The organism is Propionicimonas sp. (assembly GCF_049840635.1).
Lineage (GTDB): Bacteria > Actinomycetota > Actinomycetes > Propionibacteriales > Propionibacteriaceae > Propionicimonas.
In genome coordinates this window covers 1071068-1086418 of record NZ_JASGKL010000005.1, presented here as the reverse complement: position 1 = coordinate 1086418, position 15351 = coordinate 1071068, and the positions used below count along the sequence as shown (strand labels likewise).

11 protein-coding genes are annotated in these 15351 nt (G+C 69.8%); 4 read left to right on the top strand and 7 right to left on the bottom strand.

From position 1 onward, the window contains the following. Positions 1-185: 185 nt before the first annotated feature. Positions 186-809 (top strand): DUF559 domain-containing protein, encoded by a 624-nt coding sequence (locus tag QM779_RS10795; protein WP_428535030.1) that lies wholly within the window; start codon positions 186-188, stop codon positions 807-809. A gap of 140 nt (positions 810-949) precedes the next feature. On the opposite strand, the gene QM779_RS10790 is transcribed toward QM779_RS10795, so the two are convergent. The 3 genes from QM779_RS10790 to QM779_RS10780 form a co-directional block, all read right to left on the bottom strand. After that, positions 950-2461, bottom strand: a complete 1512-nt coding sequence (locus tag QM779_RS10790; protein WP_428535028.1) for an acetyl-CoA hydrolase/transferase family protein — start codon at positions 2459-2461, stop codon at positions 950-952. 88 nt (positions 2462-2549) lie between these two features. Then, positions 2550-3386: a D-hexose-6-phosphate mutarotase gene (locus QM779_RS10785; protein WP_428535026.1), complete on the bottom strand. Its 837-nt coding sequence runs from the start codon at positions 3384-3386 to the stop codon at positions 2550-2552. A 59-nt stretch (positions 3387-3445) separates the two neighbouring features. Next, positions 3446-4642: a DUF1015 family protein gene (locus tag QM779_RS10780; RefSeq protein ID WP_428535024.1), complete on the bottom strand. Its 1197-nt coding sequence runs from the start codon at positions 4640-4642 to the stop codon at positions 3446-3448. Between the two features lie 92 nt (positions 4643-4734). Here QM779_RS10780 and QM779_RS10775 point away from each other — a divergent pair, with 92 nt between their 5' ends. Next, positions 4735-6567: a DUF4012 domain-containing protein gene (locus QM779_RS10775; RefSeq protein WP_428535022.1), complete on the top strand. Its 1833-nt coding sequence runs from the start codon at positions 4735-4737 to the stop codon at positions 6565-6567. Between the two features lie 100 nt (positions 6568-6667). On the opposite strand, the gene QM779_RS10770 is transcribed toward QM779_RS10775, so the two are convergent. The 3 genes from QM779_RS10770 to QM779_RS10760 all read right to left on the bottom strand — a co-directional run bounded on the left by QM779_RS10770 (position 6668) and on the right by QM779_RS10760 (position 10252). Beyond that, complete coding sequence (locus QM779_RS10770) at positions 6668-8023, bottom strand: sugar transferase (protein WP_428535020.1); 1356 nt, start codon at positions 8021-8023, stop codon at positions 6668-6670. A gap of 328 nt (positions 8024-8351) precedes the next feature. Further along, positions 8352-9389 carry a dTDP-glucose 4,6-dehydratase gene (gene rfbB, locus QM779_RS10765; RefSeq protein ID WP_428535018.1) on the bottom strand — a complete coding sequence of 346 codons (1038 nt, stop codon included), beginning with the start codon at positions 9387-9389 and terminating at the stop codon, positions 8352-8354. Between the two features lie 8 nt (positions 9390-9397). Next, positions 9398-10252: an SMP-30/gluconolactonase/LRE family protein gene (locus QM779_RS10760; RefSeq protein WP_428535016.1), complete on the bottom strand. Its 855-nt coding sequence runs from the start codon at positions 10250-10252 to the stop codon at positions 9398-9400. A 219-nt stretch (positions 10253-10471) separates the two neighbouring features. Between QM779_RS10760 and ppdK the strand changes: the two genes are divergently transcribed. Further along, entirely contained in the window at positions 10472-13099 is a 2628-nt protein-coding gene (gene ppdK, locus QM779_RS10755; protein ID WP_428535014.1) for a pyruvate, phosphate dikinase, read from the top strand. Between the two features lie 412 nt (positions 13100-13511). Beyond that, positions 13512-14402, top strand: a complete 891-nt coding sequence (locus QM779_RS10750) for a hypothetical protein (RefSeq protein ID WP_428535012.1) — start codon at positions 13512-13514, stop codon at positions 14400-14402. 219 nt (positions 14403-14621) lie between these two features. Here the strand turns inward: QM779_RS10750 and deoC are convergent, their stop codons facing one another. Next, positions 14622-15293, bottom strand: a complete 672-nt coding sequence (deoC, locus tag QM779_RS10745; RefSeq protein WP_428535010.1) for a deoxyribose-phosphate aldolase — start codon at positions 15291-15293, stop codon at positions 14622-14624. Between the last annotated feature and the right edge of the window lie 58 nt (positions 15294-15351).

Below are 15351 nucleotides of genomic sequence, written 5' to 3'. Positions count from 1 at the left end.
ACGGCTCGCGCCCACCCGGCGCTGAGCCCCACGATGCGACGGCTCGCCCGAGCCGGGCTGCTCGCCAACCCGCTCCCCGGGGTCTTCCTGGCCACCGGGGACACGTCCTCGCTCGCCTGGTTGCGGGCAGTGACGCAGTGGTCGGCGCCGGCAGGCATCATCCATGACACGTCGGCGGCCGGGCTGTGGCTCCCTTCGCTCGCCGACTCCACCGCGAGACTCGTCCATCCCACCCTGCGGTCGCGCCATCGCGTCGCCGTGGTGCGCCGGAGGGTTCCGCCCGACTTCGTGACGCAGGCGATGGGCCTGCGAGTCGTCACTCCGGCCTACGCCGCCGCGGAACTGGCCGCGCGGGAAGATGGCCGGTCTGCCTGCGAGAGCTGCGACTCCGGCTGGCGACCTTCGATGAACTCACGCTGGCCACGCGCGCCCTGGCGGGCTCTCGCGGCCACGCCGAGCGGGTACGGGCGATCACCGCGTGCGAGGGCAATCCGTGGTCCTACGCCGAACTGCGTCTCCACCGCATCCTGCGGGAGGCAGGCTTCCGGGACTGGGTGGGTAATCGGCCACTCGACATCGGTGGCTCCGTCTTCCATCCCGACGCCCGGTTCCGCGCCGCGCGGGTGATCATCGAGGTGGACGGACGCGAGACCCACGATCGGGCCGGCCCGTTCCGCCGCGATCGCGAGACCCAGAACGTCTACATCGCCGCGGGCTACCTGGTGATCCGGTTCACGTGGGAGCACCTCGACGACGTCGATTATGTCGTGCGGGTCGTTCGGGAGGTCCTGCGCCTGCGGGGGTGTTGATCGGATTCGCGCACTCGATGGCTCATCAGGGCACCGGAAGCACCGAAAGGCGATCGAGTGGGCAGATCCGATCGAGTCTGCGCGCGAGCCCCCGGACAGCGGACGGCCCGCCGCGTGTGCGGCGGGCCGTTCGGCTTCCCTCAGGCCTTCATCGTCCCCGACTCGAGGAACCGGACGTGCCAGCTGTGCGCCTGGCGCAGGTCGTGCGGGGTGTGCAGCCCGTTGGCGACCTTCAGCGAGTGCTCGTAGTACTCCTGCAGCATCGGCCGGTAGTCGGGGTGCGCGCAGTTCTCGATGATCACCTTGGCGCGCTGCTTGGGCGAGAGCCCCCGCAGGTCGGCCAGGCCCTGCTCGGTGATCAGCACCTGCACGTCGTGTTCGGTGTGGTCGTGGTGGGAGACCATCGGCACGATCGCGGAGATCGCGCCCCCCTTCGCCGTGGACGGGGTGACGAACGCCGAGATGTAGGCGTTGCGGGTGAAGTCCGCCGATCCGCCGATGCCGTTCTGCATCTTCGAGCCCATGATGTGGGTGGAGTTCACGTTGCCGTAGATGTCGGCCTCGATCATGCCGTTGCAGGCGATCACGCCGAGGCGGCGGATCATCTCCGGGTGGTTCGAGATCTCCTGCGGGCGCAGGATGATCCGCGAGCGGTAGTCCTTGGCGCGCTCGTTCATCCGGTGCGCGTACTCGGGGCTGAGCGAGAAGGCGGTGGCGGACGCGATCGTCATCTTGCCGGAGTCGATCAGGTCGACCATGCCGTCCTGGATCACCTCGGTGTACGAGGTCAGGTACTCGAACGGACCGTCCAGCAGGCCGGCGAGCACGGCGTTGGCGATGTTGCCCACGCCCGACTGCAGGGGCAGCAGGTTCTTCGGCAGCCGGTGCTGCTTGACCTCGTTGGCGAGGAAGTCGAGGAGGTTCTCCGCGATCGCCCGCGAGTCGTCGTCCAGCGGCTTGAACGGGGTGTTGCGGTCGGCGTCGTCGGTCTCGATGATCGCGACGATCTTCTTCGGGTCGACCCGGAAGTTCCGCTGGCCGATCCGGTCGCCGGGGTGGGTCAGCGGCACCGGCAGCCGGTTCGGGGGCAGCGCGGCCCGGTAGTAGATGTCGTGCATGCCCTCCAGGTCGCGGCTCTGCCAGCTGTTCACCTCGAGGATGATCTGCTCGGCCTCCTGCAGGTACGTCTTGTTGTTCCCGACTGAGGAGGACGGGACGAGCTCGCCGTCCTCGGCGATCGCGGTGACCTCGACGACGGCCATGTCGAGCTTGCCGAGGAAGCCCTCCCACACCATCGGCGCGAGGTGGGACAGGTGGATGTCGGAGTACTCCGAGATGCCGGCGTTGATCTTGGCCCGCATGATCGGGTCGGACTGGTACGGGGTGCGGAAGGAGACACCGTCCACCTCGGCCAGGGCGCCGTCCAGCTCCGGGGCGGTGGACGCGCCCGTCCACATGCCGATCATGAACTCGTCGCCGCGCTCGTGGGCCTCCTTGATCTGCGCGGCGAGTGCGATCGGCACTTCCTTGGGGTAACCGGCGCCGGTGAAGCCGGAGAAGCCGACGTTCATGCCGTGCTTGATCAGCTTCGCCGCCTCCTCCGCCGTGGTGACCTTGCTGCGGAAGGACGGGTTCTCGATGCGCGATGTCATGCCATCTCCTCGACGCTGATGCTGAACAACGGTCAGGCTACCGATTTCTACGTAGCGACGTCACCACGCGGGCGGTCGCGGTCATATGTCAGGCGATGTGCACGGTCTGCGTCAGGATGTGCAGTTCACCCGGCTCGAGGCTGATCGCCGCGTCCCGGACGTTGCCGGCCTCGACGCAGACGAAGCCGGTCCAGTAGCGGCCGACGTCCGCCAACGCGGAGCCCTTCACCGGACCCGGATTCCACACGACGGTGTTCGCCGACCCGTCCTTGGCGACGGTCAGCGTCCGCGCCCAGCCGGGATCGGTGACGACCGCTGAGCCGGTGTGGCGGTAGATCCGGTCCACCTCGTCGTCGAACCGCACCGTGCCGGTCTGGCGCACCTCGTCCGGCCCCGCGCCGTCCGCCTTGTCGAGGTACGCACACCCGTCGAGTCCTTCGACGCTGATCCGGGTCACGTCCGACACGGCGAGGTAGGTGTGCAGGGCCTCCTCGTAGGTGAAGGTGGCGGTCCCGGTGTTGGTGACGGTCAGCGAGGCCGTCAGCGCGTCATGGGTGAACGTGACGTCGACCACGGCCGAGAACGGCGCGCTGTCCAGGCCGGTCTCGTCGAGGGTGTGCCGCACCCGGAGCGTCCCGGTGCTCGAGAGCTCGTTGACGACGTCTCCTCGCCGCCACGCCGCCGTGCGGGCGAATCCGTGGGACGGCGACCGGTCGCCGGAGCTGCCGGAGCCGAACCAGGGGAACACGACGGGGACGCCGCCCCGCACGACGACGCCGGGCTCGAAGTCGGCCACGGGGCTCACCCAGAGGACGGTGTTCTGGCCGGGCGGGCTCCACGAGAGAACCTGGGCGCCGCTGTCGAGGACGGCGTAGTGGCCGCCCCTGTGGCGCAGTTCGATGCCGGGAAAGGGAACGTCGGGCATTCCGGAAGGCTAGCGCGCCCCGCGCTCCCGGGCATCCCCGGGTGGCCGGCCCTCCCGGATCAGGAGCGCGGGGTCGCTGCGGTGGGACGGACGAGCAGGCCGGTGCGCAGCTTCGGGGTGAAGAACGTGGACTTGGGCGGCATCAGGAGGCCCTCGCGCGCGGTCCGCTGGATCTCCTCCAGCGAGGTGGGCCGGATCAGGATCCCCGCCGTCACCTCTCCCGACCCCACCACCGAGAGCAGCTCGTCGAGGCCGTGCTGGTAGGTCACCTCGGCAGCGGAGTCGGCGAGCGCGTGCTCGAGGTACGCCCCGTCGAGCGCCCGGACGCCGTCGAAGGCGCCCGCCTTCGGCACCAGCCACTCGGCGGAACCGTCCGGGGCGACCAGGACGAGGCGACCGAGCCGGACCATCTCCGCGAGCAGGGCCGGCGTCGGGGCCGGGGCGGGCTCGAGGTCGAAGCTGCCGGCGAGGTCCGTCCGCAGCTGCTCGATGGTCGTGCCTGTGTAGACCCGGTGGATCGCCTCGATGCTGAGCTGGTCCGCGACCAGTTCGTTCACGAAGGTGAGGGTGAACTCGGCCTCGGTGTCGTCGCGGCCGGTGGCCGCGCGCACCTCGTCGCGGTAGGTGCGGGAGATTGAGTAGCGGTGGTGACCGTCGGCGATCAGGACGTCGTCGGCGGCGAGGACCTCCGTGATGGCCGCGATCCGCTGCGGGTCGCTGATGCGCTCCACGGTGTGCACGACGCCGTCGAAGCGGACCTCGCCGACCGGCTCACCGGGCTCGGCGAGCGCGGCGGTGAGCCCGCTCGCGAGCGAGAGGCCCCAGACCGGGGACAGGTTGGCGGCCGTCGCCCTGGTGAGGTCGAGGCGGTCGGTGACCGCCTTCGCCGTCGTCCGCTCGTGGGGCAGGACGCCGCCGGCGTCGACGTCGACCACCTCGAGCCCGCACAGGACGCCGACGATCGTCCGGGAGGTTCCGGTCGCGTCCGTGAACGCCATCCGGTAGATCGTGAGGGACGGTGCGGCGTCCTGGACGAGGACGCCGTCGGCCAGCCATTCGGCCAGCGTGCGCGCGGCCACCTCGTAGCGATCAGCGCCGCCGCTGGGCACGTCGACGTGCACGATGTTGTGCGCGTCCAGCGCCGCGAGGTCCGCCACGTCTGCCGGCGAGAGGACGTCGTACGGCGGGGCGATCACTTTCTGGAGGTCGGCGCCGGGAGCGTAGCGGACGGCTCGGAACGGGGCGATGCGCGGCATGCGCCAAAGCTATCGAACCCCGCCGCCCGGAGTCCTGCGCGGGGGGACGCGCCGCCGTCGGAACGGATTGGGTGCCCCGCTATCGTGGCGGCGTGAAGCGTAGGGGGACGTGGACCACTGTCGCCGTGGTCGTGGCCGTGGGAATCGGTGTCGGCTGGTGGGGGTACAGCCAGGCCCGCGAGTTCGCGTCCCTGGCCGGTGCGGGCAAGGCGGACGCGTCCGCGGCGCTGGCGAGCCTCCGGAAGGACGACCCGGCCGCGGCCACCGCGTCCTTCGAGAAGGCCGAGGCAGAGTTCGCGAGCGCGCGGGCACTGCTCGGACCCGAGTGGCTGCACGTGATCCCGCTACTCGGCCACCAACTCGCCGCCGCCGACGACCTCGCCACGATCGGCGCGGAGGGATCGTCCGCGGGGTCCGAACTGACCCGGCTGATGACGGAGGCGGGGGAGGTGACCGGCGACAACCGGCTCACCCGGCTCGTCGCGCTGGCCGGTCCCCGGCTGGAGTCGGCGCTCACCTCGCTGGCCGTGGTGTCCGACCGGCAGTCAGGGCTCTCCCCCGACGGGCTCGTGGCTCCCCTTGCCGACGCGGTCAGCCAGGTGCGAGAACTCGTGGCTCCGTACAGTGGCCTGCTCGGCCGCGCCCCCGCGCTCCTCGAACTCCAGCGCTACCTCTTCTCCGGAGACCACACGTTCCTCGTCGTCGCGCAGAACAGCTCCGAGCTGCGTCCCACGGGCGGCTTCATGGGCACGTTCGGCATGCTGCGGTTCGGTCCGGCAGGCTTCACGCTCGACTCGTTCTCCGACATCTACACCCTGCCCAGGGACACCCTCAACGAGCCACTGCCGGACGGCGGCCAGGTGAACGACAACCACTTCTACTTCCGGAACACCAACTGGTGGATGGACTTCCCCACCAGCACCACGATGATGCTGAAGTTCTGGGAGAACATGCAGCAGCCGAAGGTCGACGGGATCGTCGCCGTCGACATCCCCATGCTCCAGGCGCTGCTGAAGGTGTACGGCCCGGTCACCATTCCGGAGACCAGCACGCCGGTGACGGCGGAGAACGCGATGGCGCTGCTCAACATGGTCGTGCATTTCGAGCACAGCGGGCAGGACGATCGCTCCCTGAGGAAGCTCGCGATCGTCTCGCTCGTGGACAGCCTCTTCGGGCAGGTCTCGGCGCTGCCCGCCGACAAGGCGATCCCGACGCTCGAGGCGTTGGTGGGCGCCGCGAACGGGAAACACATCCAGGTGTACTTCACCGACACCGCCGCACAGGCGGCGATGGTGGACGCGGGGTGGTCCGGTGCGATCGCCCCGCCGGCAGGCACGACAGACCTCCTTGCCGTCAGCAACGGCGTGATCAAGCCGAGCAAGGCGAACTACGGCGTCACCAAGTCGCTCGCCTACCAGGTGGCGCTCGCCGAGGACGGCAGCGCCGACACCACGCTCACGCTCGGCTACACGAAGAGCGACGAGCTCCTCCTCGGCGTCCCGCAGCAGTGGCTGGCCAACTACGTGCGCGTGCATCGGCTCGCCGGCACCGTCGCCGACACGGACTCGGGGTTCGAGTCATTGGTGGACCGGACCGGCCTGCCGACGTTCGGCCAGTACTTCCGGCTCGACCCCGGCGAGTCGCACGAGGTGGCGCTGGACTCGGTCGTCCCGCGGGCCCTGGCAGCGGCGGACGCCTCCGGGCAACGCCACTACGGGTTGCTGGTGGCCAAACAGGCTGACCTGGTCGAGACGGAGGCGTCCGTCACGGTCTCAGCGCCGGCCGGTTGGAAGGTGGTCACGGCGTCGGCCCGGTTCCGGGTCTCGGGCACCGAGGTGCCCGTCGTCAGCACCGGTGCGGGCGTGACGGTGAACACGGCGCTCTCCGAGGACCTCCTGCTGGACGTCACCCTGGCCAGGAACTGACCGACGGGCCCGCTCGCACCGTTGAGGTGTCGAAGGGCCCGCCGGTCAGGAGAAGCACGGTGGTGCCGGGAGGGGATTTCGGACCAGCACCACCGGATGCTCAGTAGGCTCCCGAGGATCCCACGACGGCCCTGGCAGTCTTGGCCAGGATCATCAGGTCCTGCACCATCGACCAGTTGTCGACGTAGTACAGGTCGAGGCGGACCGTGTCGTCCCAGGACAGGTTGGACCGTCCCGAGACCTGCCACAGGCCCGTCAGACCCGGACGGACGTCGAGTCGGCGACGAGTGTCGGAGTCGTACTGAGCAACCTCAGCGGGCAGCGCCGGGCGGGGTCCGACCAGGCTCATGTCACCGCGGAGGGCGTTCCACAGCTGCGGGAGCTCATCGAGGGAGAACCGGCGAATGAACCGGCCCACCCGCGTGATCCGCGGATCGTGCGTCATCTTGAACAGGGGGCCAGCGCCCTCGTTCTGGGCCATCAGTGCCGCGAGACGTGCCTCGGCGTCGGTGCACATGCTGCGGAACTTCAAGCAGTCGAACTCCTCGCCCTTGAGCCCGACCCGGCGCTGGCGGAACATGACCGGGCCGCCGTCCTCCAGCTTGATCGCGAGCGCCACCAGCCCCATCACGGGGGCGGCGAGGAGCAGGATCACCGCGGAGCCGACCACGTCCCAGACGCGCTTGATCCAGCGCGCGGCCTCGATCGCCTGCGGGCGGTCGACGTCCACCAGCGGCAGGCCGGCGACCGGCCGGACGTCGAGCCGCTGGGCGCTGACGTCGGTGAGCGTCGGCACCATGATCATCTGGATGTCCTTCTCCTCCAGCTCCCACGCCATCCTCCGGAAGTCGGCGGGAGTGGCGAAGGAACCCTCGGCGAAGATCACGGTCGCGATGTCGTGCTCCTCGATCACGGCGACCGTCTCGGCCGTCGAGCCCAGGATCGGCAGGCCTCCGGGGGTGGCGGCCGAGCGATCACCGGTCACGGCACCCACGACCCGGTAGCCGAGCCACGACTCGCGGCGCAGGACCTTGGCGATGGCGTCCACGTGGCCGGCGTCCCCCGCGACCGCGACGGGTGTGAGCAGGGCGCCCCTGCGGTGGATGGCGTGCATGAGCTGGCGACGGGCGAAGCGGGACACGATGAGCGCAACGGTGCCGGCGGAGAACAGCAGCACGAAGAGCCCGCGCGGGAACTCGGCCTTGAGGAGGTAGCTGGTGATGCCGACGGTGCCGGCCATGGTGAAGGACGCCATCACCACGCGCTTGTACTCGATCACGCCGGCGCGCTGGTGCCGCAGCTGGTAGCTGCCGAAGCCCCACAGCAGGCCCAGCCAGACCAGCACGAGCAGTGGTCCGACCACCACCATGTGACCGCCGAGCTCGTCCCCGAAGGGCAGCATGCCGCGAGCAAACGTGGCGAGGACGAGAGCGAGAGTCAGCAGGACCCCGTCCATCGCGATCAGGATGGCGTGCTGAGCGGCGGGAGTCGCGGCGCGATGCCTGCGCGACCGTGCCCTGGAATCTGCGTTGCCTGCGAGTGCGTCAAGGTAAGCACTGAATGTGGTCATGATCCCCCCGGCTCTGACCAAAATCCCCCAACGACTGATCCCCCCCGGGTCAGCCGGTCCGACGCCTACTCCCCCAAGTGGTCTGCCAGACGACGTGAAGTTTGCCAGAAGGTGACACCCCTTGCCAACCCGTCTCACAGGCTTCGTACAGGTTCGCTCCGCACCGTGCACCCACGCGCCTCCACCGGACGTGCGGGCGGCGGGGGCGGCCGGGTCAGCCGTGGCGTCCGTGTGCCCTGTCGGCTGCCACCAGCGGACGCCACCAGGCCTCGTTGGCGCGGTACCACTCGATGGTGGTGGCGAGTCCCGAGGCGAAGTCGCGACGCTGCGGTTCCCAGCCCAGTTCGGTGCGGAGCTTGGTCGCATCGATGGCGTAGCGCAGGTCGTGGCCCGGCCGATCTGCGACGTGGTCGTAGGCGTCGTCCGGTTGGCCCATCAGCCTGAGGACGAGCTCGAGCACACTGCGGTTGTCCCGCTCCCCGTCCGCCCCGATCAGGTAGGTCTCGCCGAGCCGCCCCGCCGTGAGGATGGCGAGGACGGCTCGGTTGTGGTCGTCGACGTGGATCCAGTCGCGAACCTGGCGGCCGTCGCCGTAGAGCCGGGGACGGACGCCGTCGAGGATGCGGGTGATCTGGCGCGGGATGAACTTCTCCAGGTGCTGGTAGGGGCCGTAGTTGTTCGAGCAGTTGCTGATCGTCGCGCGGACACCGAACGAGCGCACCCAGGCCCGGACGAGGAGGTCCGAGCCGGCCTTGGTCGCCGAGTACGGGCTGGACGGGTTGTAGGGCGTGGTCTCGGTGAAGCGGGTCAGATCCGCCAGGGACAGCTCGCCGAAGACCTCGTCGGTGGAGACGTGGTGGAAGCGCCGGTCGTGGTTCCGGACAGCCTCCAGCAGGGTGAAGGTGCCGACGAGGTTGGTCTGGACGAACGGCGCCGGGTCGCGGAGCGAGGTGTCGTTGTGCGACTCGGCGGCGAAGTGCACCACGAGGTCGTGGTCGGCCACGATCCGGTCGACGAGGTCGGCGTCGCAGACGGACCCCTCGACGAGAGTGAGCCGGTTCGGGTCGAGTCCGGAGAGGGAACGGCGATGGCCCGCGTAGGTGAGGGAATCCAGGACGGTGACCGACCAGGCTGTGTCGGCGAGCAGGAGGCGCACGAAGTTGGCGCCGATGAAACCGGCACCACCCGTGACCAGCACCCTCGCCGGGTCGGTGCGGGAGAGGGTGGGCTGTCGGTAGTCGTGGGTCGCCACCGTCGCCCTCAGCCGGCGAAGCCCTGTGCAGGCAGCCCGGTCACGCCCGGGCGGACGGCGAACAGCGACCCGGCGTCCGGCTCCGCGTCCTCGGGCAGGTTCTCCCGTGAGGTGGTGACGTAGAGGGTGCCGAGGTCGGAGCCCCCGAAGGTGCAGGCCGTCACCTTCGATGCGCCGGGCACCTCCACCACGGCGTCCACCGCCCCGGACGGGTCGAGCCGCTGCACGCAGCCGCCGTCGTAGCGGGCCACCCACACCCCGCCCTCGGCGTCCACGCACAGCCCGTCGGGGACCCCCGCCCCCGCCCGGGAGAACTCCCGCCGGTTCAGCGGACCCTCCAGCGGGTCGTAGTCGAACGCCCAGGTGACGCCCTCGCCCGAGTCGTTGAGGTACATCACCTGGGTGTCCGGGCTCCAGCCCAGCCCGTTGCTGATCGTCAGCCCCGGCACGACCGGACGCGGACGCAGCGAGCCGGCGTCCAGCTGGTACAGCGTTCCCGCCCCGGCGGCGAACCCGTAGGCCAGCGTGCCGATCCAGAAGCCGCCGTCCGGGTCGCAGCCGCCGTCGTTGCAGCGGAAGCCGGGGTCGGCGTCCACGGTGACGAAGCCGGCCAGGTCGGAGAGGTCGTCCAGGTTGCTGATCGCCAGGTCGTGCTCGCGCGCCACGATCGCGCCGCCGCCCAGCCGCGGCCGGATCACCGCGGCGACCGGCGAGCCCACCGGCGTCCGGGTGACCCGGTCGCCGTCGAGGGTCAGGACGTCGCCGGCGAACATGTCGACGAAACGGAGTTGCCGCGTGCGTTCCCACCAGACCGGGCCCTCGCCGTGGAAACAGACCCGATCGGTGATCCTCTCCGCACGCATGGCGCCATCGTCCGGGCCGGGCCGGGACAGTGTCAACGTCCAGCCCTCGGGAGCCCCGGCCGTGGGGTGAAGGACTTGCCCGGAAACGATAGGTTGGTCCCCGTACGCGCCGAGCGACGGTCAGCTCCGCCGCCGCCGTGGGAGTCAGTGCAGACATGCCAGTGCAGGCACCCACATCCGGCCGATACCGGAGCCCATTGAAGGAGACTCAAAGTCACGATGACTGACAAGTATGTGTACGAGTTCAGCGAGGGCGACGCCTCGATGAAGAACCTGCTGGGTGGCAAGGGCGCCAACCTGGCCGAGATGACCGGGCTGGGCATGCCGGTGCCGCAGGGCTTCACCATCACCACCGAGGCCTGCACCCAGTACTACGCCGACGGCGAGCAGATCAACGACGCCATCCAGGCCGAGATCCTCACCTACGTCGGCAAGCTGGAGGGGATGACCGGCAAGAAGTTCGGCGACCTCGACAACCCGCTGCTGGTCTCGGTCCGCTCGGGCGCCCGCGCGTCCATGCCCGGCATGATGGACACCATCCTGAACCTGGGCATGAACGACGAGGTCGCCGCCCGGTTCGCCGAGAAGACCAACAACCCGCGCTTCGCCTACGACTCCTACCGCCGGTTCATCCAGATGTACTCCGACGTCGTCATGGAGGTCGGCAAGAGCTACTTCGAGAAGCTCATCGACGAGATGAAGGAGGAGCGCGGCGTCAAGCTCGACACCGAGCTCACCGCCGAGGACCTCAAGGAACTCGCCGAGAAGTTCAAGGCCCAGTACAAGGACAAGGTCGGCACCGACTTCCCGTCCGATCCGGTCGAGCAGCTGTTCGGCGCCATCAAGGCCGTGTTCCGCTCCTGGGACAACCCGCGCGCCGTCTACTACCGCCGCATGAACGACATCCCCGGCTCGTGGGGCACCGCCGTCAACGTGCAGTCCATGGTGTTCGGCAACACCGGCGACACCTCCGGCACCGGCGTGGCGTTCTCCCGCAACCCGGCCACCGGTGAGGCCGGCCTGTTCGGCGAGTTCCTGATGAACGCGCAGGGCGAGGACGTCGTCGCCGGCATCCGCACCCCGGAGACCATCGACCAGCTGAAGGACGAGAACCCGGCCGTCTACGCCCAGTTCGCCGACATCGTCTCCAGCCTGGAGAACCACTACGCCGACATGCAGGACATGGAGTTCACCATCGAGGATGGCAAGCTCTTCATGCTGCAGACCCGCAACGGCAAGCGCACCGCCGCCGCGGCGTTCAAGATCGCCTGCGACCTGGTCGACGAGGGCAAGATCACCCCGGAGAAGGCCGTGGCGATGATCGATCCCAAGCAGATCGACGCGCTGCTGCACCCGCAGTTCGACGGCGCTGAGCTGAAGGCAGCCACCCCGATCGGCAAGGGCCTCCCGGCCTCCCCGGGTGCGGCCTGCGGCAAGGTCTCCTTCACCGCCGAGGACGCCGCCGCGCGCGGCAAGACCGGCGAGCCGGTCATCCTCGTCCGCCTGGAGACGACGCCCGAGGACATCGAGGGCATGCACCACTCCCAGGGCATCCTGACCGCCCGTGGCGGCATGACGTCCCACGCGGCCGTGGTCGCCCGCGGCATGGGCACCTGCTGCGTGTCCGGCCTCGGCGACGTCACCTTCGCCGCGGACGGCAAGTCGTTCAGCCTCGGTGGGCAGACGTTCACCGAGAACGACTGGCTCTCCCTCGACGGTTCCACCGGCAACGTGTACGGCCAGCAGATCGCGACCGTCCCCGCCGAGATCGGCGGCTACTTCGGCCGGATCATGGAGTGGGCCGACCAGTACCGCACGATGAACGTCCGCACCAACGCCGACACCCCGGCGGACGCCCGCCAGGCCCGCGAGTTCGGCGCCGAGGGCATCGGGCTGTGCCGCACCGAGCACATGTTCTTCGAGACCGACCGGATCGCGGCCATCCGCGAGATGATCGTCTCCAAGACCGTCGAGCAGCGCGAGGCCGCGCTGGCCAAGCTGCTGCCGATGCAGCGCGGCGACTTCGAGGGCATCTACGAGGCGATGGAGGGCTTCCCTGTCACCATCCGCCTCCTCGACCCGCCGCTGCACGAGTTCCTGCCGACCGACGAGGACGACATCGTCGCCCTCGCCGCCGACATGAACATCTCGGTCGACGAGCTGAAGAACGTGATCGCGTCCCTGCACGAGTTCAACCCGATGATGGGCCACCGCGGCTGCCGCCTCGACGTGACCTACCCCGAGATCGGCGCCATGCAGACCCGGGCGATCATCGAGGCAGCGATCAACGTCCAGAAGGCGCACCCGGAGTGGAAGATCGTGCCGGAGATCATGATCCCGCTGGTGGGCGAGGTGAAGGAGCTGGCCTTCGTCAAGAAGATCATCACCGACACCGCCGATGCGATCATCGCCGATTCGGACGTCGCGCTGGAGTACAAGGTCGGCACGATGATCGAGATCCCGCGCGCGGCCATCACCGCGGACGAGATCGCGAAGGAGGCCGAGTTCTTCTCGTTCGGCACCAACGACCTCACCCAGATGACGTTCGGCTTCAGCCGTGACGACGCCGGGAAGTTCCTGGACGCCTACTACGACAAGAAGATCTACGAGAACGACCCGTTCGCCCGCCTCGACCAGGACGGCGTCGGCAAGCTCGTGAAGACGGCCGTCGAGCTCGGCAAGTCGACTCGCCCCGACATCAAGCTGGGCATCTGCGGCGAGCACGGTGGCGACCCGTCGTCCATCGAGTTCTGCCAGAAGGTCGGCCTGAACTACGTGTCCTGCTCGCCGTTCCGGGTGCCGATCGCGCGCCTGGCCGCCGCGCAGTCCGCGCTGAACAACAAGTGATGCGCTGACATCACTCCAAGGAGGGCCCCGGTCATCTCGACCGGGGCCCTCGTGCGTCTGCTCGACGCACGGTCCGGGGTGCGAGCCACAGGGGAGCGTCACGAAGGGCGTCGACACTGTCGAGGACGAGCTTCCGGCCGGAGAAACCAGTTGCCCGGTGGCATGGCCACCGGGCAACTGGTCAAGGACTTCGGCGTCATCCGCTCTCGCTGCGGGAAAGCCGGGTTGTCCCCCTGAGATCCGGCTGGGCCGGACCGGCCGCCTGTTCCCCCCCGAGAAGTACGGCCACCGACGAGGATACCTGATCGTCCCGGGCCCCACCAGAACCCGATGTCCCCTTCCGGGGGACGGATCCGGCTCGCCCGGCGTGGCCTCTCCGACCTGCCCGGGGGGCTCGGCGAGACTGGCAGGCGTGGACAGACGAGGATTCCTGCTCGGCGTGACGGCCGTCCTGGCAGCAGGGTGTGCCCGGGTACCCCCGGCGGAGGCGGGCGGTTCGCCGTCTGCCGAGCCCACCCTGGCCCCCATGGTGGTGGGGCAGGACGGGACCTCGGCGGAGGCGGTGTTCGCCCAGCTCCTGGTCGCGGCGGTGGCCGCCACAGGACAGCCCGCCGTCACGGGGCCGGTGGAGGACGGCTGGCAGGCCGCGCTCGGACACGGGGACCTCGCCGCGCTGCCGGCGTTCGGGGGCACGCTGTGGGCCTCCCTCAGCCAGGACGACGAGCCGCCGGCTGCCAAGGACCTTCCCGGCGAGGTGGCGGGCCTCCTGGAGCCGGACGTCAGCGTCCTCGAGGCCGGGGGCGTGGACGGAGCACTGGTCTGGCTGGTCACGCAGGAGACCGCGGAGGCCGGCATCACCAGCCTGAGCCGGATCGGCTCCTGGTCGAAGGGCAAGATCGCCGCGATCCCCCCGATGGCCACGTCCCGCGCTGACGGCGTGCCCGGGCTGCGGACGGTCTACGGGGCACAGTTCTCGGTGATGAAGGTGGAGAACCCGGTCGAGCGTGCGTCCCGGCTGGCCAACGGCGACGCGGCGATCGCGGCTTTCCGCCGGACCGACTACACGGGCGCTTCGGGAATGGTCGAGCTCGTGGACACCCAGAAGCTGGCGGTGGTGGACCCCGGGCTGGTGCTCGTGAACACCGCCCTCACCGATTCCGCCCCCGACCAGGTCCTGGCGATGAACCAGGTGGCCCAGGTCGTCACCACGGACATGCTGATCGACCTCCAGGCGCAGGTCGCCGCCGGTGGCACCGTCGCCGACGTCGCGTCCCGCTGGGTGAAGGACCAGGGCATCGGCTGAGCCCCCGAAGCGTCCATGCCTCGCCTGTCATCCCGGGCTTGACCCCGGATCTCGTCGTTCTTCAGGAGTCGACGCGGCGTCTGTCCACGTCAAGGTGGACCGAAACGGGTGACTACACCGCACAAGCGTCCATCTTGTGGTGGAGGGGGGTGGTGTCGGCGTCAAGGTGGACCGAAACGGGCGAGTTCGCCGCAGATGCGTCCACCTTGTGGTGGACGGTCAGTAGCCCTCGGACGTGCCTCCGGCGAGCACGGCAGCGGTGCCGGACAGGCCCAGACGGGTCGCGCCGGCCTCGATCATGGCCACGGCGGTGGCCCAGTCGCGGATGCCACCGGACGCCTTCACGCCGAGCCGGCCACCGACGGTGGCCGCCATCAACTCGACCGCGTGGACGGACGCGCCGCCGGCCGGGTGGTAGCCCGTCGACGTCTTCACGAAGTCGGCGCCGGCGGCTTCGGCGGCCTGGCAGGCCGCGACGATCTCCGCGTCGGTGAGCGCGGCCGACTCGATGATGACCTTCAGCACCTTCGGGGCGGGGACGGCCGCGCGGACGGCGGCGATCTCGGCCTGCGTGGCGTCCGCCCGGCCCTCCTTGAGCAGGCCGAGATCGATCACCATGTCGACCTCGTCGGCGCCGCGCTCCGCGGACTCGGCGGCTTCGGCGGCCTTCGTCGCAGGGGTGTGCTTCCCGGACGGGAACCCGCAGACCGTGGCGACCTTGACCGTCCCCAGCTCCGCGGCCACCGGGAGCATCGACGGTGACACGCAGATCGAGTACGTGCCGAGGCGAGCGGCCTCAGCGGCCAGCGCGGCAACGTCCGCTCCGGTCGCGGTGGGGGACAGCAGGGTGTGGTCGACGAGGTGGGCGAGGTCGGCTGGGGCGATGGTCACCCCATGACGGTACCGCCCGGCCCGCGCGCTGTCAGATGAGCGCACGGGCCGGAGGGCC

Coding starts and splice junctions, on each gene's coding strand:
- ppdK (WP_428535014.1), top strand. CDS start 10,472: ATGACTGACAAGTATGTGTACGAGTTCAGCGAGGGCGACGCCTCGATG.
- QM779_RS10760 (WP_428535016.1), bottom strand. CDS start 10,252: ATGCGTGCGGAGAGGATCACCGATCGGGTCTGTTTCCACGGCGAGGGC.
- QM779_RS10785 (WP_428535026.1), bottom strand. CDS start 3,386: ATGCCCGACGTTCCCTTTCCCGGCATCGAACTGCGCCACAGGGGCGGC.
- QM779_RS10790 (WP_428535028.1), bottom strand. CDS start 2,461: ATGACATCGCGCATCGAGAACCCGTCCTTCCGCAGCAAGGTCACCACG.
- QM779_RS10770 (WP_428535020.1), bottom strand. CDS start 8,023: ATGGACGGGGTCCTGCTGACTCTCGCTCTCGTCCTCGCCACGTTTGCT.
- QM779_RS10780 (WP_428535024.1), bottom strand. CDS start 4,642: ATGCCGCGCATCGCCCCGTTCCGAGCCGTCCGCTACGCTCCCGGCGCC.